We start from the raw sequence: 20,275 nt of genomic DNA, 5'->3' as shown, positions 1-20,275 counted from the left end.
ATTTATATGGGAATTGTAAGTGCCAGGGAAGTTGCCAAAGTAATGAACCTCCAAAAACTAGGTCTGTTTGGAACCTCAATAGGTTGGTTAATTCTTCGAACTACTAAACTTTCCAGGTTAAATAAAGAATACCAGAAAAGAAAAAACTTAAATGGAATTGATTTTATTGATTCAATTTTAGAAGGTTTTGAAATAGATTTTGAAATTCCCGAGAAAGATTTAAAAAGAATTCCCAAATCTGGTGCATTTATTACCATTTCTAATCATCCTCTTGGCGGAATTGATGGAATGATTTTAATGAAATTATTACTACACCAGCGCCCCGATTATAAGGTAATTGCTAATTTTCTTTTGCATCGTTTAGACCCGTTACGGCCTTATATTATGCCGGTGAATCCTTTTGAAGACCATAAGGATGCAAAGTCTAGTTTAGGCGGAATTAAAGAAGCGATTTCTCATTTAAAAGAAGGCCACGCCCTGGGTATGTTTCCGGCAGGCGAAGTTTCTACCTATAAAGACGAGAAACTTATTGTAGACAAGCCCTGGGAACCTGCTGCAATGAAACTTATTCAAAAGGCAAAAGTTCCGGTTGTCCCTATTTATTTCCACGCTAAAAATTCTACTTTTTTCTATAAGTTGGCTTCTATGAGCGATATTTTGCGTACCGCCAAACTTCCCAGCGAAATGCTTACCCAAAAAAGAAGAAAAATTAAGGTGAGAATTGGTAATCCCATTTTGGTAGAAGACCAATTAGAACATTCAAATTTAGAAGCTTTCACTGCATTTTTACGTCGGAAAACCTATATGCTGGCCAACGTTTTTGAAAAGAAAAAACTTTTTGAGAAAATACCCAAACACCTAAAACTTCCAAAATCTCCCAAAAAAATTGCAGCAGAAACGGCGCAGGCACTTATGGAAATAGAGGTAGAAAACTGCCGCCAAATGGACAAGCGGTTACTCTCCAGTAAGAATTACGAAGTTTTCCTTGCAAAAAAAGAGGTGATTCCGCATATCGTAGCCGAGCTTGGAAGGTTACGGGAAATAACTTTTAGGGCAATTGGTGAAGGCACCAACAATGCTACCGACCTTGATAAATTTGACGAATATTATTACCACTTGTTTTTATGGGATAATGAAGCCAAAAAGGTAGCCGGTGCTTACCGTATGGGTATGGGAAATGAAATTTATGCCCGGCACGGGATTGATGGGTTTTACCTACAGGAATTATTTAGGTTTGAGCCAGAATTGCATAAAATGATGAGCCAGTCTATAGAAATGGGTCGCGCATTTATCATTAAAGAATATCAGCAAAAACCAATGCCGCTCTTTTTACTTTGGAAAGGGATTGTACATTGTACCCTACGTTTTCCCGAGCATAAATACCTTATTGGTGGCGTGAGCATTAGTAATAAATTCTCAAATTTCTCTAAATCTTTAATGATCGAGTTTATGAAATCTCATTATTTCGATCCAAATGTGGCGCAATATATTAAACCGAAAAAAGAGTTTAAAGTAAAACTAAAAGACGCCGATAAAGATCTTGTTTTTGACGCCAGCGATGCCGATCTCAATAAATTCGATAAAATTATTGATGAAATTGAGCCAGAAAATATGCGTTTACCGGTTTTAATTAAAAAATACATTAAACAGAATGCAAAAGTAGTAGCCTTTAATGTAGACCCACTTTTTAATAATGCGGTAGATGGATTAATGTATATAAAAATTGAAGATTTACCTGAAAGCACCGTAAAGCCGGTGATGGAAGAGTTTCAGAAAGAACTGGAAGAAAAATTTAATTCAATACATTAAGCTGTTAATTTCATGTTATTCTGAAGCATTCATTATGAAGGTTTTTAATTCATCCTTATCTTCAAACTGATTAAAATTTAAAGAAAAAATGGAAAAGATATTGATAGCCGGTTCTACCGGACAAACAGGAAAAAGGGTTATTGAAATTTTAAATAATACCGAAAATTTTAAGCCAATCGCAATGATTCGTAAAGAGGAACAGAAGCAAATCTTTGACGATATGGATGTTGAAAGCGTGATGGCAGACCTTGAAGGTGATATAGAACACGCTTTTAAAGGAATTGACCGGGTAATTTTTGCAGCAGGTTCTGGTGGTAGCACCGGCCCTGACAAAACCACGGCGGTAGACCAGGAAGGTGCTAAAAAAATGGTTGATGCTGCTAAGAAATTCAACGTAAAAAAATTCATCATGCTTAGCGCGATGGGAACCGATAAGCCGGAAGAAGGTGGAGACCTTGAACATTACCTGAGAGCCAAAAAAGAAGCCGATGATTATTTAGTAGATAGCGGAATTGTTTATACTATCGTTAGGCCAGGTGCTTTGACTGATGATATGGGGCTTGCCAAGGTAAAATTAGACTTAAAACTGAATGAACGTGGAGAAATTTCACGTGATGATGTTGCCTTTTTACTGGTGATGTGCCTTGCCGATCCTTTAGGAAAAAATATGGCATTCGAGGCGCTGGAAGGAGAAGAATCTATTAAATCTGCTCTTATTGAATTGAGCCAGAATAATTAATAAAGAGATCAAATTATAAAATGCTGTTTGATAATTTCAAATATTAGATCCCCGATCCAAAACCGGGGCAGGCTCTGAAACAAGTTCAGGATGACGTTTAAATTACAAACAGCATTTTTTGTTTTATAGATTATCATTCACAAATTTTTCACACCAGGCTTTAATTTCATTCCTGGTGGTTTTAAAAGTCTTCTGAACTTCTTCTTCAGAACCTTCTACTTTTGAAGGATCTTTAAAATTCTGATGTAATCTCACTGCATTTTCCGAAGGAATAAACGGGCAATTCTCGTTCGCGTGATCGCAAACGGTAATGATAAAATCAAAATCTATAGCAGCATATTCATCTACGTGGTTGCTGGTATGGCTAGAAATATCTATTCCATCCTGCTTCATAATGGCTACAGCTTGTTGATTTAACCCATGGGTTTCAATTCCTGCGCTGTAAATTGTAGCCCTCTCTTTGGCAAAATGCTTTAAATATCCATGCGCCATCTGGCTTCTACAAGAATTTCCGGTACAAAGTACGAGTACGTTCTTCATATTAGGTTTTTTAGCAGCAACCACCACCGGGTGCACATGCGTTAGCACTTTCCATTGCCGGCTCTGCAACACCGCAGGTTTCTTTCGCCTTGCAATCGGTTGGATTTACGTCTAATTTCATTAATAAATTTCCATTTTTAATACTAAAGCCGGTTACGAATAATTGAGCGGTGTGAAAATTTGCATTGCTGTATTCAAACTTTACCTCAGCGTCTATATCGTACGCTTTCATTTGGCCAACTTTATCTAAAATAGATAAAGCTTTGGAAACTTGCATAAATTCGGTTTTTCCAATTTCTTCCGGACTTTCCCATAACTGAATAATAGTTTCGTTCCAGGCATCGGTTCCCGCGCCACAGTCTACCGAGTCTATCTTTAGGTGTTTTACTTCGGTAATATGATAATTTGCTCCAACCAATAAGTTGGGTGCGTACTCAAACAACAGGGGTTTTTCCTGATGTTGTCTCAACAAATCGAATAGTTCTGATGTTTTCATAATTTTAATATTTGTATATCGCAATATTACGATTAATAAGAATTAGAAAAAAGAAGAATCAAATATTATTTCTGTTTATACTTAAAAAAGAATGTTTTAGCTTAGAGAAAAGCTTTATCGTTAGGTTCCCAAAGCTCTATTTTATTTCCTTCCAAATCCATAATCCAGCCGAATTTCCCTTCTTCTACTTTTTGAATTTCATCCATAACTTCTACACCTTCGGCTTTTAAAGTTTCCAGCAATTCTTCAAGGTTTTCCACGCGGTAATTCATCATAAAATCTTTTTCTGAAGGTTTAAAATGATTGGTATTTTCTTTAAACGGACTCCATTGAGTAGAACATTTGTTTCCGTTTTCGTCCAGCCACCAAAATGTGCAACCCCATTGGTCTGTATTTAAACCAAGGTGCTTGCTGTACCATTCTTTTACCGCATTCGGATCTTTGGTTTTAAAGAAAACTCCACCAATTCCTGTAACCCTTTTATCCATTTTTTCTGAATTAATTTTCCTGAAAATACGATAATTCGGTAGAAATAATTGCACTACGATCAATTACTAAAACAAGTTACAGATTGCCGCGTCTGCTATCACTTCCTAGCAATGACGAAAAATCATAAAGAATCCCACAGGTCTCGGAGTCCTGTGAGGTTTATTCTAAATATTTAGAAAAAATTACTTTTCTTCTCCTCTTCCGAATTTATCTATGATCTTACCGGCGATTACACTGGCCAGGCGCTCGTGAGATTCTAAGGTCCAACCGGCAACGTGGGGGCTCAAAATCACGTTATTCAAAAACATAAGTTCACGCATAGCATCTGGAATTTGATTTTCTATACTTAACGAAACGTTCTTTTTATTAGAAAAAAGACTTTCAAATGACGCTTTTTCGTATTCCAGAACATCAAGCCCTGCACCAAGTACACGGCCGTCTTTTAAAGCATCTACAAGATCTGCCGTAACTACATTTTTTCCGCGGGCAGTATTTATAAACCAGAACGGTTTTTTATAAGCATCAATAAATTCTTTATTTACCATTTGGTCAGTCTCGGGCGTCCAGGGCGTATGCAAACTTACTACATCACATTTCTCCCTAAATTCTTCTAAAGAGACCTGACGGACATTTTCATCGCCTAAACCCTCTTTAATATCGTAACAGATTACCTCAACTTCAAATCCGCGTAATTTTTTAGCAAAAGCCTTTCCCATATTTCCGTAGCCTACTATTCCCACAGTTTTTCCGTCTAATTCCAAGCCACGGTTTTCTTCACGGTGCCAGAGACCATCGCGTACTTCCCTATCAGCCTTATTTAACCTATTAAAAAGCGAAAGAAGCATTCCTAAAGTGTGTTCGCCTACAGCGTTTCGGTTTCCTTCAGGTGCAGAAAATAAAGTGATTCCGTGTGATTCAGCATATTCTACATCAATATTTTCCAGCCCGGCGCCTACCCTTGCGATAAATTTTAAATTTGGTGCGGCGTCAATAAATTCTTTGTCTATAGTGTATCGACTTCTAATAACGATCCCATCGTAGAGATGTTGATTTTCCAGCGTTTCTTCCCGAGATTGGGTAAAGCCTTCAATATTTTGATGCCCGGCATCTTGTAATTGTTTGATTAAAGTTGGATGATTGGTATCTGAATGTAAGATAATCATTGCTCTAAATTGAGTTTTTAATTTTTATATATAACGCCCGCCGGGATTAAGCTCAAAACTGGCTTATCCGCATTATAAATAAAATTAAGTTAGAAAAAATGGATTTTGAAATGAAGGCGGTTTCATTTGTTTACTCACTAAGTGAGGTTTTATGAGGCTGTGTGAAAATTTTACATCAGGCTGAACTTGTTTCAGCTTCTAACATGCTAGATCCTGAAACAAGTTCAGGATGACAATTCAAACAACCTAATTTAGTTTTCAAATTAATTCCCCAGATTTATTCAAGGGAACTTTCATTACGAAAAACCAAAGTTAAAGAATGATTTTTAAAACTTAAAGCCTGAAGCCTGTTAGTTAAAAACCAAGTACTAATTTAGAAATATAGAAGAAGAGAAAAATTCCGAAGATATCATTGCTGGTTGTGATAAAAGGACCGGTAGCAATCGCGGGATCAATACCTTGTTTATTTAAAATAATGGGTACAAAAGTTCCCACCAGTGCGGCCACAATAATTACCGAAAGTAAAGATGCAGCTATGGTAATGCTCACCAATTGGTCCTGCCCAACAATTAACCCAAATAAAATAACCAGGATTCCTAATGCAACTCCATTTATTAAACTAAGGCCTACTTCCTTTATTAAACGCTGTAATAAGCTACCACGTAAATTATCATTCGCAAGTCCCTGAACAATTATGGCACTGGATTGTACCCCAACATTTCCAGCCATCGCGGCAATTAAAGGAGTGAAAAAGAATAAAATTGGAAATTGCTCCAGGGCTTCTTCAAAACCTTTCATAATATAAACACTGCCCAAACCTCCAAAAAGCCCAAGAACCAACCACGGTAATCGAGCCCTTGTAAGGCGCCATAAACTATCATCGGCTTCTACAGATTCTGAAATACCAGAAGCCATCTGGTAATCTTTTTCGGCTTCTTCTTTAATAAAATCTACAATATCATCAATGGTAATCCTTCCCACTAAACGACCCATTTCATCTACCACTGGAATTGCTTCAAGGTCATATTTCTGCATTACCCGGGCCACTTCTTCGCCTTCAGTATGCACATTTACATAATCTACCTGCGGAATATAAACATCCTGGATATTCGCATGACTTGGTGCGGTGAGTAAATCTTTAAGTGAAAGCCTGCCTTTAAGCTTATTTTTATCGTCTACAACGTAAATAGAATGTACCCTGGTCACATTTTCGGCCTGCTCTCGCATCTCGGTCATACAACCGGTCACACTCCAGTTTTCGTTAACTTTTACAAGTTCCTTAGCCATAAGTCCGCCGGCAGAATCTTCATCGTAGCGCAGCAGTTCTACAATATTATCGGCATGTTCCTCGTCTACGAGTTCGGCAATAACATTTTGCTGGCGCTCGGGAGATAGTTCAGAAATGATATCGGCGGCATCATCGGTATCCATTTCTTCAAGCTCTTCGGCAATTTCTTTTGCTGAAAGGGTATCAAGAATACGTTCCCGCACGCCTTCTTCCAGCTCCATTAATGCCTCGGCCGTTTTCTGGCTGTCCAGAAGCTTAACAATATAAGTAGCTTCTTCTAAAGAAAGTTCAGTTAAAATTTCAGCAATATCAGCGTGGTGCACATCTTCAAGGTGCAATAGCAATTCCTCATTATTCTGCTGTTCTATGAGGAATTGTAATTTTTCTATTAACTCACTACTGATTTGAAACTGCATACGGCTCAATTTTAAGGGTCAAATCTATAAAATCCTGATAACCGAGTTGCTCAGGACGTTTGTCAAATATAGGATCTTCCCTTAAATTATCGGGTAAATCAAAAGTTTTTAAACTATTGCGCATCGTCTTTCTACGCTGCTGAAAGGCGGTTTTTACTACCCTAAAAAATAATTTTTCGTTACATGGCAGGCTAAAATCTTCTTTTCTTGTTAGACGTAAAACCCCACTCTCTACTTTGGGCGGCGGGTTAAAGACTGAAGGCGGAACGGTAAATAAATATTCAGCTTCATAAAAAGCCTGAACCAATACCGAGAGAATTCCGTAGGTTTTATTGCCTTCCTTTTCGCAAATTCGTTTCGCGACTTCCTTTTGAAACATTCCAGAAAACTCAGGAATTTGGTGTTTTAATTCTAAAACTTTAAAAACAATTTGGGTTGAAATATTGTATGGGAAATTACCGATAATCGCAAAAGCCTCGTCCCTAAAAGCAGTTCCTACATCATACTTCAAAAAATCGAATTGATGAATTCTATCTTCCAGTTGCGGATAATGCTCTTGAAGGTAAGCAACACTTTCGGTATCAATTTCTATTACGTCAACCTCAGCATCCTGTTTTAATAAATATTTGGTAAGAACACCCATCCCGGGGCCAATTTCAAGCACTTTATTGTAACCTTTATAGGTAAGGGTTTCGGCTATTTGCTCCGCAACACTTTCATCGGTTAAAAAATGCTGACCAAGATGTTTTTTTGCCCTTACTTCACCGTCTTCAGATTGTGAAGATCTGGATTTTTTCTTATATTTTCCCATAAATTATTGCTCGCTAATTACCTGCATTTCGGTTCTAAAAGCAACAAACTTGCCTTCAAAAGCTTTACTTTTTCCTCTTAACCTTTCAGCATCTTCTTCATAATATTTATCAAGTTCAGCTTTACTTTCGGCGGTGTATTGCACCGAATACGTAATGCCACCCATAGCTTCGGTGACCATCACGCGGGTCATTAAAGCTTTTTTGAATTTTCCGGTATCCAGCATTTCGGGAATATGTTCTTCTTTCATCCATTTTACCCACTCATCGTGAATAGCTTCCTCAATATTTATGGTTACGTTATATATGTACATCTTTATTTTTTAAGGGGTTTCTTCATAATCTCCTCTTAACGCACGGTATTTTTTGCGAGCTTCCACAAAATAAATACTATCGGCAAAATTAAAAATTATTTGTTCGTAATATTCTTTGGCCTTTTCTGGATTTTCCAGCTCATTTGCATATAATTCGGCTAAATAATAATGAGCGTTATCAGCCAAAATATCAGCATTAAAATCTTTGATTATTGCGAGATAATTATTTTCAGCCTTCTGCAGTTGGCCGGTTCCTTCAAATAGTTGAGCTTGTTTTAGCAAAGCTTCATCTTCAATTTTTTCTCCTTTATGAAGGTTTAAAATCTCAGTTAAAAGTTCAATTGCTTCAGAATTTTTCTCCTGAAAAGCGAGCAAATCAGCCCGGGCATATTTTTTAAGCGCGGTTTGGGTAGAATCTTCTATAGAATTGTCTTCAATAAGCAAACTAAGTTCCATCGCATCATTGGCAATAAGTTGCGAAGTAGAAGATTTCAAAACATCCAACTGCTGTTTTGCCCATTTAAAATCCCCCTTAAAATAACTGGTTTTTGCCACTTTAAATCGGGCGTTTTGAGAGATTTGATCGTTTTTAACCAAATTTTGAACCTGGGAATAATAGATAAGCGCTTCGTTAAATTTCTCCTGAAGCACTAAAATATCTGCAAGCGCTAGTTTAATCATCGCTTTATCAAAATCGCGATTCGCCTTATCTGAAACCTGTTTCAATAAAGCGATAGCTTCTTCTTTTTTATTTTGCTTAAAGGCGAGGAAATTTGCGAAATCAAGTTGTAAATTCAGCGTGTTTAGTCCGGTGCCAAATTGTTCTAATAATTCAGTATATCTCTTTTCTATTTCAGAATAATTTTCTTTTTCTTCATTTTCTACCCGCATTTTCAGCAAAAACTGGTTTCCCTGTAACACGATATTTTCTGAAGGAGCTTCTTCTATTACGTATTCAATAATTTCTTTTGCGGCTTCAAAATCTGAAGCTTCCCGAGCCATAACCGCAAGGTTTAAAATACTTTGTAAACTTTTATCACTACGCCTGTATATTGCTTTTTCCTGAGAAAAAGCTTTCAAAAATTCCTCTTCCTGTGTGAAAAGCCAGCTCAGCATTTCGTTATAAAGTAAGCTGGGATCTTTTTGCAGCTTAGTAAGCAACAACCTTCTAAAAATTGTATTGGCTTCACTTGAAGCATCTGCTGAGATATACTTACCGAATTCTCGATTGGCGATGGGGAAAAAATCGGGATTCGTTTCTATAAGTTCCAGGTAATTCTCAAACATAAGTTCGGTTTTACCCTGCTCCCCGTAAATTCTTGCAAGTTGCATATTAAAGTTTAGCTCATTATTTAGCTGCATTGCCTTTTCATAGGTTGCTGCAGCATTTTCAAGCAAACTGTATTTCTGAAAAGTTCTGGCTATGGAATAGGCGTAATTAGGACGAGCATCTACCGCGCTTAAAGCCTCGGCATAAAATTGCTCCGCTCTTTCTGTGTTTTGCTGAAGCTCGTAATTATGCCCCAGCTCTATTAAAAGCGTGGGATTGTTTGCCGAATTATTTAATTTATTTCGAAGTAATTCTTCAGCCCGGGAAAAATTCTCCAATTGCTGATGGCTTTCTACCAATCCGAAAAAATAAGAAGTATTCTGCGGATTTTCCTCAACTAATTTTTCATAGGTTTTCAGGGCTTTTTCAAATTCTCCCTGATCAAAAAAATTACGCGCTAAAACCTCAGACTGCGCGTTGGCACCTGAAAATGAGCAGAAAAAAATAAGAAAAAATAAGACAGAGCGCATCCCGTAAAGATAAGGATTTGCCCTGTGAATCAATATTTTTAAGCGCTTAATCTATAAGGTTGAAACCAGTATACGGCACCAATACATCGGGAACTTTAATTCCATCTTCTGTTTGGTAATTTTCAAGAATTCCAGCCAGGACACGCGGCAAGGCCAAAGCACTTCCGTTTAAGGTGTGCACCAACTCTTTTTTACCTTCTTTATTCTTATAGCGAAGTTTAAGTCTGTTAGCCTGGAAAGTCTCAAAATTTGAAACCGAGCTTATCTCCAACCAACGATCTTGTGCGGTAGAAAACACTTCAAAATCGTAAGTAAGGGCTGAAGTAAATCCAAGATCACCGCCACAAAGTCTTAGAATTCGGTAAGGTAATTTTAGATCGGCCAGAATATCTTTAATATGCTCAACCATATTAACTAAAGCTGCGTAAGAATCTTCAGGTTTTTCAATTCTTACCAGCTCGACTTTATCAAATTGATGTAAACGATTAAGTCCGCGAACGTGGGCGCCATAAGAACCTGCTTCCCGTCTAAAACAAGGCGTGTAGCCGGTACAGGCAATTGGAAAATCTTTATCGGTTAACAAACGGTCACGATACATATTCGTCATAGGCACCTCAGCAGTTGGAATCATATAAAGATCATCAGCTGTGATATGGTACATTTGGCCTTCTTTATCCGGCAACTGTCCTGTTCCCAAACCAGAAGCTTCGTTAATCATTAAAGGCAACTGATATTCGGTATAACCGGCATCAATAGCTTTATCTAAAAAATAAGTAATTAAAGCACGTTGTAAGCGTGCTCCTTTTCCTTTATAAACCGGAAATCCGGCGCCGGTTACTTTATTTCCCAGTTCAAAATCTATGATATCGTATTTTTTGGCAAGTTCCCAGTGTGGCAATGAACCCTCTGCAAGTACGGGCACATCACCCTCTTTAAAGATCTCCTCATTATCATCTTCTGAAGTCCCGGCGGGCACAGATTCGTGTGGTACGTTAGGAATAGTATAGAGTAAGGTTTCAAGTTTCAAGATTATTTCTGAAAGTTCCTCTGAAAGCGCTTTAGAATCTTCTTTTAGTTTCCCTGTTTTCTCTTTAATCAGGTTGGCTTTTTGATGTTCGCCATTTTTGAACATCATACCAATTTCTTTGGAAAGCCTGTTCGATTCAGCTAAAATATCATCGAGTTTTACCTGGGTGGCACGACGTTTTTCGTCTAACAGCAGTACCTCTTCAAGAATACTTTCAGCCTCAAAATTTCGTTTTTTGAGTCCCTTGATAAATTCTTCTTTATTTTCCCTGATATTATTAACCTGTAACATAGCTTTCTATTTCCTAATTTGAAGCTGCAAATGTAAGAAAAGCACTGAAGACTTTTAATCTAATTTTGAAGGTAAAATCCAATCGTGGTGTTTAAAATGCTGCCATTCTTCTGCAGCGAGATCTACTTTTGGATCAATAAAAGGCTCATAAGGGCGCCCATTGATACTTATCTTAGATTTTACTAACACCTGTATCTCTTTCCCCTTTTCAGCATATTCTTTTTCGAGATGTTGAGCAAACTGCCACATCATATCGGGTTTAGCACTTACCGAGCGAATTTGTTTTCGGCTTAAATAGCGTGCTTTATTCACATACGTAGTGTCTCTTTTTCCTTTTTCAACCACTTTAAAAGTGGTGTTTCCAGAACGGGAGCGCAACATCATACGCCAGCTTAGTCGATGGCCTTCTTCCGTCCAAAGTACATTATCCTGAAAAAACCAATGTCTTAACGGTAAAGCGATTTGCACTACAAACCAAATAGAAAGCACTGTAATTAATGGTTTTCTATACGAGGGGATAACAATTTCTCCTTTATTATAATAAGGTTTTTTATTCCGAAGAATGTATTTATTGATCTTTTCTGAAGGAAAAAAGAAGAGGCAAAAAGCCAGCGATAAGTAAGGAAAAATACCAATATGAAAAATAAAACTATTAAACAGGTGAAAGAAAATGGCAAGGATAAAAGCCGGCATTCTTGTTGGTTTCCATAAAAGCGCCGGGATAATTAATAAATCGAAGATTAACCCAAAATAAGTTATTACATACCTAACCCATCCCTGCTGAAGAAATTCTCCCACCAGCCAGTAATCGGCTTTTCCACGCATTAGCATAGCCGGCAAAGTACCATCAAGCCAATCTGGATATAATTTTGCAATTGAAGCGTAAGTATAAACTATCCATAACTGTAGCACGATAAAAAGCCAAACCCATTTTGGCATGGAAATTTTCTTTAACGCAGGTTTTTTCCAGGCGTCAATGGAAAAATAGCGATGTGCGGGAAGAAAAAACATTATTCCGCATAACAGCATCAGCAAATAATAATGATTGTTATAGGAAGATTTCTGCATCAGGTAAACTCCCGCCCACATAATGGTGTAGCAAAAAATACTGAAACGATATTTAAAGCCCAGCATTACAAAAATACCGAACAGCCCTAAAATTCCGTAGTAATATAACATTCCGTTTCCTGGCAGCGGTTGCAGGAATTCAAAACCTATAAAATTAAAAGTAAAGTCGGGCTCAATGAGAGTTCTACGAATCCAACCGGTGAAAATTGCGCCAACGGCTTCAATGGTAATAAGCAAGCCAAAAATAATTCGGAAAGCAATAAGCGCCGAATTATCTACTTGCTTAAAAAGCCATTTATTGAGCATAATTATCTCTAATGTATTGCCTTGAAAAAGCTTCGTCCTGTTTCATTGCGATTTTTAAAGCATTTACAGAATCAAATTTTTTCTCATCGCGAATCCTTACCAGCATTTCTATTTTTAGCTCGATGCCATAAAGATCCCTGTCCAGGTTAAAGAAATAAGTTTCTATGGTTTGGTCTTTTCCTCCCACCGTGGGATTGGTGCCAATATTCATCATTCCAAAGAAGCGTTCTCCTTTAATTTTAGAACACACAACATACACCCCGTTTTTCGGAATTAACTTATAATCTTCTTCAATATTTAAATTAGCGGTAGGATAATTAAATTCTTTTCCCAATCCACGGCCTTTTACCACCTTTCCGGTTAAGCAAAAAGGAGATTGCATATAACTATTAGCCTTTTCTACCCGCCCTTCTAGAAGCGCATTTCTAATTTTTGTAGAACTAACCGCGACCTGATCTACTTCTTGTTTGGTGATCTCTTCTACATCAAAACCATATTCTTCACCAAACTGTTTTAAGGTATTGATATCTGCGGTACGATTTCTACCAAAACGATGATCGTAACCAATAATTACTTTTTTTGCTTTTAAACGATTTACCAGAATATCACGAACAAATTCTTGCGCGGTAAGTCTTGAAAATTGTTGGGTAAAAGGATGCACCACCAAATGATCTATCCCTGTTTTTTCAAGGATTTCGGTACGTTCTTCTATAGTATTTATAAGTTTTAACCCGCTTTCTTTTTGCAGAACCATTCTTGGGTGCGGAAAAAAAGTAAAGATAACAGATTCAAGGTTTTCAATTTTGGCGGCATCTACCAGCCGTTTTATAATTTTTTGATGCCCGGCGTGAACCCCGTCAAAAGTACCGATGGTGACTACGGTTTGTTTCTCACCTTTAAAAGCATTTGCTCCTTTATGTATTTTCAAGGCCAACTTATTTTCCGTTAAATGAATTCATAGTATTTGAAACGCCTGCAGTGCCAAAAGATTTTACCAATTCGGCTGATTTCTGTAAACGTTCTGGCAATTCTTTTCTCTCTTCTTCTCCCCATTCTCCTAAAACATAATCTACCTGCTGGCCTTTAGAAAACTCATCACTAATTCCAAATCTAAACCTATTGTATTTTGTGGTGTTTAAGGTATTTTGAATGTCTTTTAAGCCGTTATGGCCACCATCACTACCTTTAGTTTTTAGCCGAATAGTACCGAATGCTAAATTTAAATCATCTGTAATTACCAATAAATTCTGTAATTCAATTTTCTCTTTTTGAAGCCAGTAGTTAACAGCCTTCCCGCTTAAATTCATATAAGTTGAAGGTTTTAGCATTATAAAGGTTCGGCCTTTAAACTTAAATGTAGCTATATCTCCTAATTTTTCTGTAGAAAAACTCACCTCTTCCTTTTCGGCTATATAATCTAATATTTTGAATCCAATATTGTGACGGGTGTTCTCATACTTAGGACCTGGATTTCCCAGTCCTACGATCAAAAATTTCTTCATGGGATCTTGTTCTTCTTCCTGGGGCTTTTTCTTACTGAGTATTTTTCCGAAGAAAGACAGCATAACAATTGTTTTGGTAAAGATAAAATTATTAGAATATCTAACTAAAAGTTTTTACCCGATAATCCAGATTTAAATGCTGAACTGGCTTCCCAGGTTGCTTGTTAAGATTTATTTTGAAAGACTTTTAAAACAAAAAAAGCACCCCCTTTGGGATGCTTTTAAATTTTTGTTGAAAAAAGAAAAGATTAATTATCTTCTCCTTCTTTAACTGCAGCAACATCATCTGTTTCAGTAGATGGTACTTCATCTGCTGGTACTTCGTCTTCATCTTCGTCGTCCTCAAGGGCAACAATGTTACGTGAAGTTCTAACCTGGCAAATTACTGTGTTGTCTGGATGCTGAATCTCGTAAGACTCGTCTGCAACTGCAGTAACATAAAGTTTTTGACCAATTTTAAGTTTGGTTACATCTGCAGTAATATAATCTGGCAATTCGTTAGCCAAACCTCTTACTTTTAAACGACGTAGGTTGTAACGTAAAACACCACCATTTTTAACCCCTCTCGCAACACCTTCGGTATGGATAGGAATTTCCATAGTGATTGGTTTATCCTCACTAATCTGGTAGAAATCTACGTGCAAAATAGCATCGGTAACCGGGTGGAATTGGATATCCTGAAGAATAGCGTTAAACTTCTCGCCGTCTTCAAACTTAATTTCCACTGTATGCACATCTGGGGTGTACACAAGGTTATTAAACGAAATTTCTTCTGTTGCAAAGTGCAACGGCTTGGCATCTCCCCCGTATAATACGCAAGGAACCTGTCCAGCATTACGTAGGGCCTTCGTGGCTTTCTTTCCTACGCTTTCTCTTTTAGATCCGTTGATCGTAATTGATTTCATTGTTGAAAAATTTTAGGCTGCAAAAGTAGCGCTTTTTTCCTTTCTATAAAACCCTGACTTAAAATTCTTTAAAAAGAAAATTATAATTGAGAATTCAAGCTAAAAAACTGAATATTAACTATGAATAATGGGTTTGATTACATAATAAATTTAGAACTAATAGATTCATTGTTATGTACCCTATTCATAACATCGGCAAAAAGATTGGCACAGCTTACAACCTTAATTTTTTTACTTTCTTGCTTTAGCGGAATAGAATCGGTCACTATTAATTCCATTAGTTTTGATTTTTCAATCTTTTCATAAGCTCCGCCAGAAAGTACCGGGTGGGTACAAATAGCACGCACACTTTTTGCCCCGCGTTCCATCATTAAATCGGCAGCTTTAGTAAGTGTTCCGGCAGTATCTACCATATCGTCTACCAAAACCACATTTTTACCTTCTACGTTACCAATAAGCTCCATGTGCGAGATCACATTGGCTTTTGCTCTCTGTTTGTAACATATTACCACATCGCTCTCCAATGCTTTAGAGTATGCATAAGCTCGTTTAGACCCTCCCATATCTGGCGATGCAACTGTTAAATTATCTAATCCTAATTTCTTTAAATGTGGAAGAAAAACCGTGGAAGCGTAAAGGTGATCTACGGGTTTTTCGAAAAATCCCTGAATTTGATCGGCGTGCAAATCCATAGTTATAATTCTGGTCGCTCCTGCGGTTTCCAGGATACTGGCAATCATTTTGGCAGCAATTGGGACTCTGGGTTTGTCTTTTCTATCCTGACGTGCCCAACCAAAATATGGAAGCACCGCTGTAATATGTCTCGCCGAAGCTCTTTTTGCAGCATCAAGCATTAAAAGCATTTCCATTAAGTGGTCTGCACCCGGGTGGGTAGAACCAATAATAAAAACTCGCGAACCGCGAACCGATTCTTCAAAAGAAGGCTGAAACTCGCCATCGCTATAAGTTGAAGTAATTACATTTCCTAATTTGGTGCCGTAAGCGGCCGCTATTTTTTCAGCTAAAGCTTTACTCTGGGTACAGGAAAAAATCTTAGCCTCTGGAATTACGTTGGGCATGTTGTGTTGTTTTTGTGAATGTTGTTTGTTGTGCTGCAAATTTAGAAATTAATTCCTTTCACACCTCACGAATATGTTTAGACTGAAACTTTAAAATTGGAAAAAAACATTTGGGGATGGGAAAAATTTTTTACTTTTGCCGTCCACTTGCTCGAGTGGCGGAACTGGTAGACGCGCTGGATTCAAAATCCAGTAACTTCGGTTGTGCGGGTTCGATTCCCGCCTCGAGTACTTTTTAAACATCAAACAACATCGAAACCCCGTAAAACTCAATGTTTACGGGGTTTTTCTTTTTTTACAATATCATATCATTTAAACAGGTATTAAAAGTGTCTTATTTGGGGAAGCCTTCTATTTATAATTAGCTGTCAAAATTGAGTATAAACAGGATCGGCTAATATTAGACAAATGAAATTCAATATCCCGCGATAAACTTGTTTCTAAATTATTAAAATAAAGAAGAATTGTGATAAAAGTTCGCATCTTAAACTCCTACCAATACTGGTCTCAAATCAAAAGTAAGGATTTTCCTTACTTTTAGTAAGGATTAAATTTCTACTTTTTGATTATCAAAGTTTAATTTTCCGGTCTATTAACTTTTTAATCAAACATTTTATGAAGACCCAAAATCTATTACTAGGCATCCTGGCAACAGGTGCATTATTCACTTCCTGCCAAAAGGAAGAAGCTACCACTCCAGAGGAAACTCAAATAGAGGAAACCACTCAGGAAACTAAAATCTCTAAGGAAGACCTTAAACAAATTGCAAATTTACACTTTAACACAGAAGATGCTGAGACTATAGATTTCCTGCTTCCTAATGGGGAGACTAAAAAATCTTTTCTTATTGAAGGAGATATTTTACTGGACGAGGAGCAATTAGAAAGTATGAGCTCTGCCAGCGTAACCGATAAACAGTACCGAACTTACAATTTGGTTTCATCACCAAGAAACGTAAATGTTATTGGTTTTACAGGTGGCTCTGGGCAGGGATTAACCTCAAAACAGCGTACCGCCTTGCAGCGAGCAATTACCAATTATAATTCCCTGAATATCGGCCTTAACTTCACGCTTACTTTTGGTACAAATTATGGGCCGTACGACATCGTGGTATACCAAAATTCTAATGGCCAGGCCGGCGGGGTAGCCGGTTTCCCAAGTGGAGGAGATCCTTATAAATATGTACAAATTTTCTCTGGAATGGAAAACTACAGTACCGCAACTAACGAGCACGTGATTACTCACGAGATAGGCCACTCGGTAGGTTTACGTCATACCGATTGGTATAGCCGCCAAAGCTGTGGGCAAAGCGGCGAATCAGCCGGTTCTGATGGAGCTGTTCATATTCCTGGCACCCCAACGGGATTTGACTCCAACTCTATTATGCTTGCCTGCTTTAGCTCAAGCGAAAGCGGAAATTTTGGTTACTATGATGAAGTAGCCCTGGAATATCTTTATTAATGTTAAACAATTTGAAATAGTCTTAATTTGTTAGCAGAAAATGGATGTCTGCAAAGGCATCCATTTTATTATTAAACCCGGAACACACGAACGGGAAAAAATTCTATAATTTAAAAACATAAACGATTATGAAACTTAGAGCAACATTATTTGGTACACTTTTTTTAGCAACTTTTTTTATGTCTTGCGAGCCGGAAGCGCTACCCGAAGACCAACCTCAAATGGACAACGAAATAATAAATATTGAAAAAACTGCTTCAGGGGATGAAAGCAACCCAATTGATGACAGAAGAAATGAAGATTAAAACCAGAAAGCTGAATCCTACGCTTTTTTCGTAATTTTGAAGGTCTTCTAATTTTATTTTCATTGTATTTAAGAATCTGCTTATTACTTTTTTTCCTTATTACCTCATGTAATATAGATAAAACATCCAATTCTACTCAAAAATATAATAACCTCAAGCAAATTCTTTTAGATGAGAAGGAACCTAATGCCCGCAACCGATTATTAAATAAAATTCCTGATGATTCTCTCAAAAATAAACTTCAATTAGATTTAGCTTACGAATTTTACTTAAAAGAAGACTCTACCCGGTTCCGTTACTGGAATTCCCAGGCTAAAAAAATGGCAATAAATTTAGATTTAGAAGCAAATATTGCTTTAACTAATTGGGACCTTGGGAACTTTTTTTATCGGGACCATATTATAGACAGTTCTTATTATCATTATAATCTTGCATACGAACAATTTTTAAAAGCCGATAAAGACCTAAAGGCAGGCAGGATGTTGCTTAATATGGCTATTCTGCAAGAAAAGGTAAAAGATTATATAGGTAGTGAAAACACAACCTTTCAGGCACTGGATTTAATAGAAGAATCCACAGATAGTCAAAATTATGTTTATCCTGCAAATAATAATCTTGGTATTATTTATAATGGTTTAGGAGATTATTCACAGGCTCTTAAATATCACCGAGCAGCACTGAAAAATGCGGAATTTTTGGAAGATCCGGTAAAATCGGCACGATCTCTAAATAATCTGGGCGTTGTTTATCAAAAATTGGGAGACCATAATAATTCTATTCTTAATTACACCAAGGCTTTACAAATAGACAGTATTCTTCAGAAGGATACCGAGCTTTATGCAATGCTTACCGATAATTTGGGCTATTCAGAATTTAAACTTGGTAATTATCAGGTAGCATCATTTCTTTTCCATACAGCCCTTAAAATTAGGGATAGTATTCAGCACGAATCGGGAATTGTAATCAATAAACTTCATTTAGGGGAATATTATCTTAAAAATAGTGATACCACTAAGGCATTGCAATATACCAAAGAGGCTAATAGCCTTGCAAATACAACTAGCAATAACCGCGATTTGCTGGCGTCCTATAGTCTTTTAGCGAAAATTGAACCGCAAAAAGCACCAGAATACCTGGACAGCTATATTCAGTTAAACGACAGTTTATTGCAGGAAGAACGGGCTATTAGGAATAAATTTGCCAGAATTAGATTTGAAACCGATCAATATATTCAAAAAACACAAGAGCTTAGTAACGAAAAATTATGGCTTAGTTTAATTGCCGTAATTCTAGCTTCAGTATTGTTCCTTTTATACCTGTTAAGCTCACAAAGAGCAAAGAATAAAGAACTTAAATTTCAAAAAGAACAACAGGAATATAACGAAGAAATTTATAAACTTCTGCTTAAACAGCAAACCAAACTGGAAGAAGGTCGACAAGAAGAACGGGCAAGAATTTCAGGAGAACTACATGATGGTATACTGGGTAAACTTTTTGGAATTAGAATGAATTTCGGCTTGTTAAATTTAAATGCTCCCGGCCAGGTTTCAGCTAAATACAACCAACTTTTAGATAAATTACAACTTACCGAAGAAGAGATTAGACAAATTTCGCATAACCTTATTAGAGAAGTTTCTGGCTCTCATCTTAATTTCGCAAAACTCTTAAAACAGCTTGTAGCCGACTACCAAAACCTAACTTCAGCAAAAATTGAATTTTCTTTTGATGATAATATTGATGGGGAATTAATTGATGAAAATATTCAAATTAATTATTATCGTATTTTACAGGAAGCTTTGCAAAATGTGGTTAAACACGCTGAAGCTACGTTAGTAAACATAAAAATAACCCGGGAACAGGACGTGCTTGTAATGGAAATTAAGGATAACGGAAAAGGTTTTGACAAACGAAAAAAAGTTAAAGGTATTGGTTTAAAAAATATGCGGGACCGAATGGAAAAAATTGATGGTATGTTTACATTTAAAACTTCAGCTATGGGTACAGATCTCTTATTTAGGGTTAAAATTTATAAAAATGGATAAATCGGTTTCCGTATTAATTATAGACGATCATCCAATTATTGCCAATGCCTACGAGTCTGCCTTAGAAAGTTTTGTAAACCAGAATGCCTCGTACAATTTTAAAATTACCAGCGTTTATAGCCTGGACGAGGCGCAGTTATTGCTTGATAACAGCAATTTTATAGAAGATCTTGATCTGGTTTTTTTAGATATGCGTTTACCGGCGAGCACCGACGGAAAGCTTGTCTCTGGAGAAGATTTTGGGAAGGTGCTACGATTAAGAAAACCCAATATTAGAATTATAGTTTCTACTACTTTTAAGAGGGTGTAAATTAAACTCTGTCTGAATTGAATTATTTATTAATTTCATTCATACAGAATTATGACAACAAAAGAACAACAAGAATTCGAGAAGAAGGTACTTGACCAGTTCATGTCTGGCAAGAG

20 protein-coding genes and 1 tRNA gene are annotated in these 20,275 nt (G+C 36.9%); 7 read left to right on the top strand and 14 right to left on the bottom strand.

The features are described 5' to 3' along the window. Window positions 1-6 precede the first annotated feature (6 nt). Both J0871_RS05220 and J0871_RS05215 read left to right on the top strand, forming a co-directional pair. Window positions 7-1,809 carry a lysophospholipid acyltransferase family protein gene (locus tag J0871_RS05220; RefSeq protein WP_075325551.1) on the top strand — a complete coding sequence of 601 codons (1,803 nt, stop codon included), beginning with the start codon at window positions 7-9 and terminating at the stop codon, window positions 1,807-1,809. Between the two features lie 88 nt (window positions 1,810-1,897). Then, window positions 1,898-2,548, top strand: coding sequence for an SDR family oxidoreductase (locus J0871_RS05215; protein WP_075325550.1), 651 nt, complete (start codon window positions 1,898-1,900; stop codon window positions 2,546-2,548). A 123-nt stretch (window positions 2,549-2,671) separates the two neighbouring features. On the opposite strand, the gene J0871_RS05210 is transcribed toward J0871_RS05215, so the two are convergent. The 14 genes from J0871_RS05210 to J0871_RS05145 form a co-directional block, all read right to left on the bottom strand. After that, a complete protein-coding gene (locus tag J0871_RS05210; protein ID WP_075325549.1) occupies window positions 2,672-3,088 on the bottom strand; it encodes an arsenate reductase ArsC in 417 nt (138 codons plus the stop codon). Between the two features lie 10 nt (window positions 3,089-3,098). Further along, window positions 3,099-3,584, bottom strand: a complete 486-nt coding sequence (locus tag J0871_RS05205; RefSeq protein ID WP_075325548.1) for a DUF6428 family protein — start codon at window positions 3,582-3,584, stop codon at window positions 3,099-3,101. A gap of 101 nt (window positions 3,585-3,685) precedes the next feature. Continuing rightward, on the bottom strand, window positions 3,686-4,072 hold the full coding sequence (locus J0871_RS05200) for a glyoxalase (RefSeq protein ID WP_075325547.1): 387 nt from the start codon (window positions 4,070-4,072) through the stop codon (window positions 3,686-3,688). Window positions 4,073-4,255: 183 nt separating this feature from the next. Next, entirely contained in the window at window positions 4,256-5,236 is a 981-nt protein-coding gene (locus tag J0871_RS05195) for a 2-hydroxyacid dehydrogenase (RefSeq protein ID WP_093306131.1), read from the bottom strand. A gap of 354 nt (window positions 5,237-5,590) precedes the next feature. Further along, window positions 5,591-6,940 carry a magnesium transporter gene (mgtE, locus tag J0871_RS05190; protein ID WP_093306133.1) on the bottom strand — a complete coding sequence of 450 codons (1,350 nt, stop codon included), beginning with the start codon at window positions 6,938-6,940 and terminating at the stop codon, window positions 5,591-5,593. Further along, a complete protein-coding gene (gene rsmA, locus J0871_RS05185) occupies window positions 6,921-7,751 on the bottom strand; it encodes a 16S rRNA (adenine(1518)-N(6)/adenine(1519)-N(6))-dimethyltransferase RsmA (protein ID WP_208224010.1) in 831 nt (276 codons plus the stop codon). The genes mgtE and rsmA overlap by 20 nt, the downstream gene beginning before the upstream one ends. Window positions 7,752-7,754: 3 nt before the next feature. Then, window positions 7,755-8,063, bottom strand: a complete 309-nt coding sequence (locus J0871_RS05180) for a DUF4286 family protein (RefSeq protein WP_075325543.1) — start codon at window positions 8,061-8,063, stop codon at window positions 7,755-7,757. A gap of 9 nt (window positions 8,064-8,072) precedes the next feature. Then, window positions 8,073-9,896, bottom strand: a complete 1,824-nt coding sequence (locus J0871_RS05175; protein ID WP_346014329.1) for a tetratricopeptide repeat protein — start codon at window positions 9,894-9,896, stop codon at window positions 8,073-8,075. Window positions 9,897-9,909: 13 nt separating this feature from the next. Beyond that, window positions 9,910-11,181, bottom strand: a complete 1,272-nt coding sequence (gene serS, locus J0871_RS05170) for a serine--tRNA ligase (RefSeq protein ID WP_208224008.1) — start codon at window positions 11,179-11,181, stop codon at window positions 9,910-9,912. Window positions 11,182-11,235: 54 nt separating this feature from the next. Next, entirely contained in the window at window positions 11,236-12,555 is a 1,320-nt protein-coding gene (locus J0871_RS05165; RefSeq protein WP_208224006.1) for an HTTM domain-containing protein, read from the bottom strand. Continuing rightward, a complete protein-coding gene (locus J0871_RS05160; RefSeq protein ID WP_057482992.1) occupies window positions 12,545-13,483 on the bottom strand; it encodes a bifunctional riboflavin kinase/FAD synthetase in 939 nt (312 codons plus the stop codon). Before J0871_RS05160 ends, J0871_RS05165 begins: the two co-directional genes overlap by 11 nt. A gap of 7 nt (window positions 13,484-13,490) precedes the next feature. Beyond that, entirely contained in the window at window positions 13,491-14,120 is a 630-nt protein-coding gene (gene pth / locus J0871_RS05155) for an aminoacyl-tRNA hydrolase (protein ID WP_057482765.1), read from the bottom strand. Between the two features lie 185 nt (window positions 14,121-14,305). Then, window positions 14,306-14,962 (bottom strand): 50S ribosomal protein L25/general stress protein Ctc, encoded by a 657-nt coding sequence (locus tag J0871_RS05150; RefSeq protein WP_057482764.1) that lies wholly within the window; start codon window positions 14,960-14,962, stop codon window positions 14,306-14,308. A 137-nt stretch (window positions 14,963-15,099) separates the two neighbouring features. Then, a complete protein-coding gene (locus J0871_RS05145) occupies window positions 15,100-16,041 on the bottom strand; it encodes a ribose-phosphate pyrophosphokinase (protein WP_075325536.1) in 942 nt (313 codons plus the stop codon). A gap of 149 nt (window positions 16,042-16,190) precedes the next feature. Here J0871_RS05145 and J0871_RS05140 point away from each other — a divergent pair. The 5 genes from J0871_RS05140 to J0871_RS05120 all read left to right on the top strand — a co-directional run bounded on the left by J0871_RS05140 (window position 16,191) and on the right by J0871_RS05120 (window position 20,159). Next, a tRNA-Leu gene (locus tag J0871_RS05140) sits at window positions 16,191-16,272 on the top strand. Between the two features lie 384 nt (window positions 16,273-16,656). Continuing rightward, complete coding sequence (locus J0871_RS05135; protein ID WP_208224003.1) at window positions 16,657-17,502, top strand: M57 family metalloprotease; 846 nt, start codon at window positions 16,657-16,659, stop codon at window positions 17,500-17,502. Window positions 17,503-17,630: 128 nt separating this feature from the next. Beyond that, entirely contained in the window at window positions 17,631-17,807 is a 177-nt protein-coding gene (locus J0871_RS05130; protein ID WP_208224001.1) for a hypothetical protein, read from the top strand. Window positions 17,808-17,869: 62 nt separating this feature from the next. Further along, window positions 17,870-19,849: a sensor histidine kinase gene (locus J0871_RS05125; protein WP_208223999.1), complete on the top strand. Its 1,980-nt coding sequence runs from the start codon at window positions 17,870-17,872 to the stop codon at window positions 19,847-19,849. After that, window positions 19,842-20,159: a response regulator gene (locus J0871_RS05120; RefSeq protein WP_208223998.1), complete on the top strand. Its 318-nt coding sequence runs from the start codon at window positions 19,842-19,844 to the stop codon at window positions 20,157-20,159. Before J0871_RS05125 ends, J0871_RS05120 begins: the two co-directional genes overlap by 8 nt. Window positions 20,160-20,275 lie beyond the last annotated feature (116 nt).

The sequence above is a fragment of the Salegentibacter sp. BDJ18 genome (assembly GCF_017579965.1).
Taxonomy (GTDB): domain Bacteria; phylum Bacteroidota; class Bacteroidia; order Flavobacteriales; family Flavobacteriaceae; genus Salegentibacter.
Note: the sequence above shows the minus strand (reverse complement) of the source record. Positions and strands in the feature narration are given on the sequence as shown.

Coding starts and splice junctions, on each gene's coding strand:
- J0871_RS05220 (WP_075325551.1), top strand. CDS start 7: ATGGGAATTGTAAGTGCCAGGGAAGTTGCCAAAGTAATGAACCTCCAA.
- J0871_RS05215 (WP_075325550.1), top strand. CDS start 1,898: ATGGAAAAGATATTGATAGCCGGTTCTACCGGACAAACAGGAAAAAGG.
- J0871_RS05210 (WP_075325549.1), bottom strand. CDS start 3,088: ATGAAGAACGTACTCGTACTTTGTACCGGAAATTCTTGTAGAAGCCAG.
- J0871_RS05205 (WP_075325548.1), bottom strand. CDS start 3,584: ATGAAAACATCAGAACTATTCGATTTGTTGAGACAACATCAGGAAAAA.
- J0871_RS05200 (WP_075325547.1), bottom strand. CDS start 4,072: ATGGATAAAAGGGTTACAGGAATTGGTGGAGTTTTCTTTAAAACCAAA.
- J0871_RS05195 (WP_093306131.1), bottom strand. CDS start 5,236: ATGATTATCTTACATTCAGATACCAATCATCCAACTTTAATCAAACAA.
- mgtE (WP_093306133.1), bottom strand. CDS start 6,940: ATGCAGTTTCAAATCAGTAGTGAGTTAATAGAAAAATTACAATTCCTC.
- rsmA (WP_208224010.1), bottom strand. CDS start 7,751: ATGGGAAAATATAAGAAAAAATCCAGATCTTCACAATCTGAAGACGGT.
- J0871_RS05180 (WP_075325543.1), bottom strand. CDS start 8,063: ATGTACATATATAACGTAACCATAAATATTGAGGAAGCTATTCACGAT.
- serS (WP_208224008.1), bottom strand. CDS start 11,181: ATGTTACAGGTTAATAATATCAGGGAAAATAAAGAAGAATTTATCAAG.
- J0871_RS05165 (WP_208224006.1), bottom strand. CDS start 12,555: ATGCTCAATAAATGGCTTTTTAAGCAAGTAGATAATTCGGCGCTTATT.
- pth (WP_057482765.1), bottom strand. CDS start 14,120: ATGCTGTCTTTCTTCGGAAAAATACTCAGTAAGAAAAAGCCCCAGGAA.
- J0871_RS05150 (WP_057482764.1), bottom strand. CDS start 14,962: ATGAAATCAATTACGATCAACGGATCTAAAAGAGAAAGCGTAGGAAAG.
- J0871_RS05145 (WP_075325536.1), bottom strand. CDS start 16,041: ATGCCCAACGTAATTCCAGAGGCTAAGATTTTTTCCTGTACCCAGAGT.
- J0871_RS05135 (WP_208224003.1), top strand. CDS start 16,657: ATGAAGACCCAAAATCTATTACTAGGCATCCTGGCAACAGGTGCATTA.
- J0871_RS05130 (WP_208224001.1), top strand. CDS start 17,631: ATGAAACTTAGAGCAACATTATTTGGTACACTTTTTTTAGCAACTTTT.
- J0871_RS05120 (WP_208223998.1), top strand. CDS start 19,842: ATGGATAAATCGGTTTCCGTATTAATTATAGACGATCATCCAATTATT.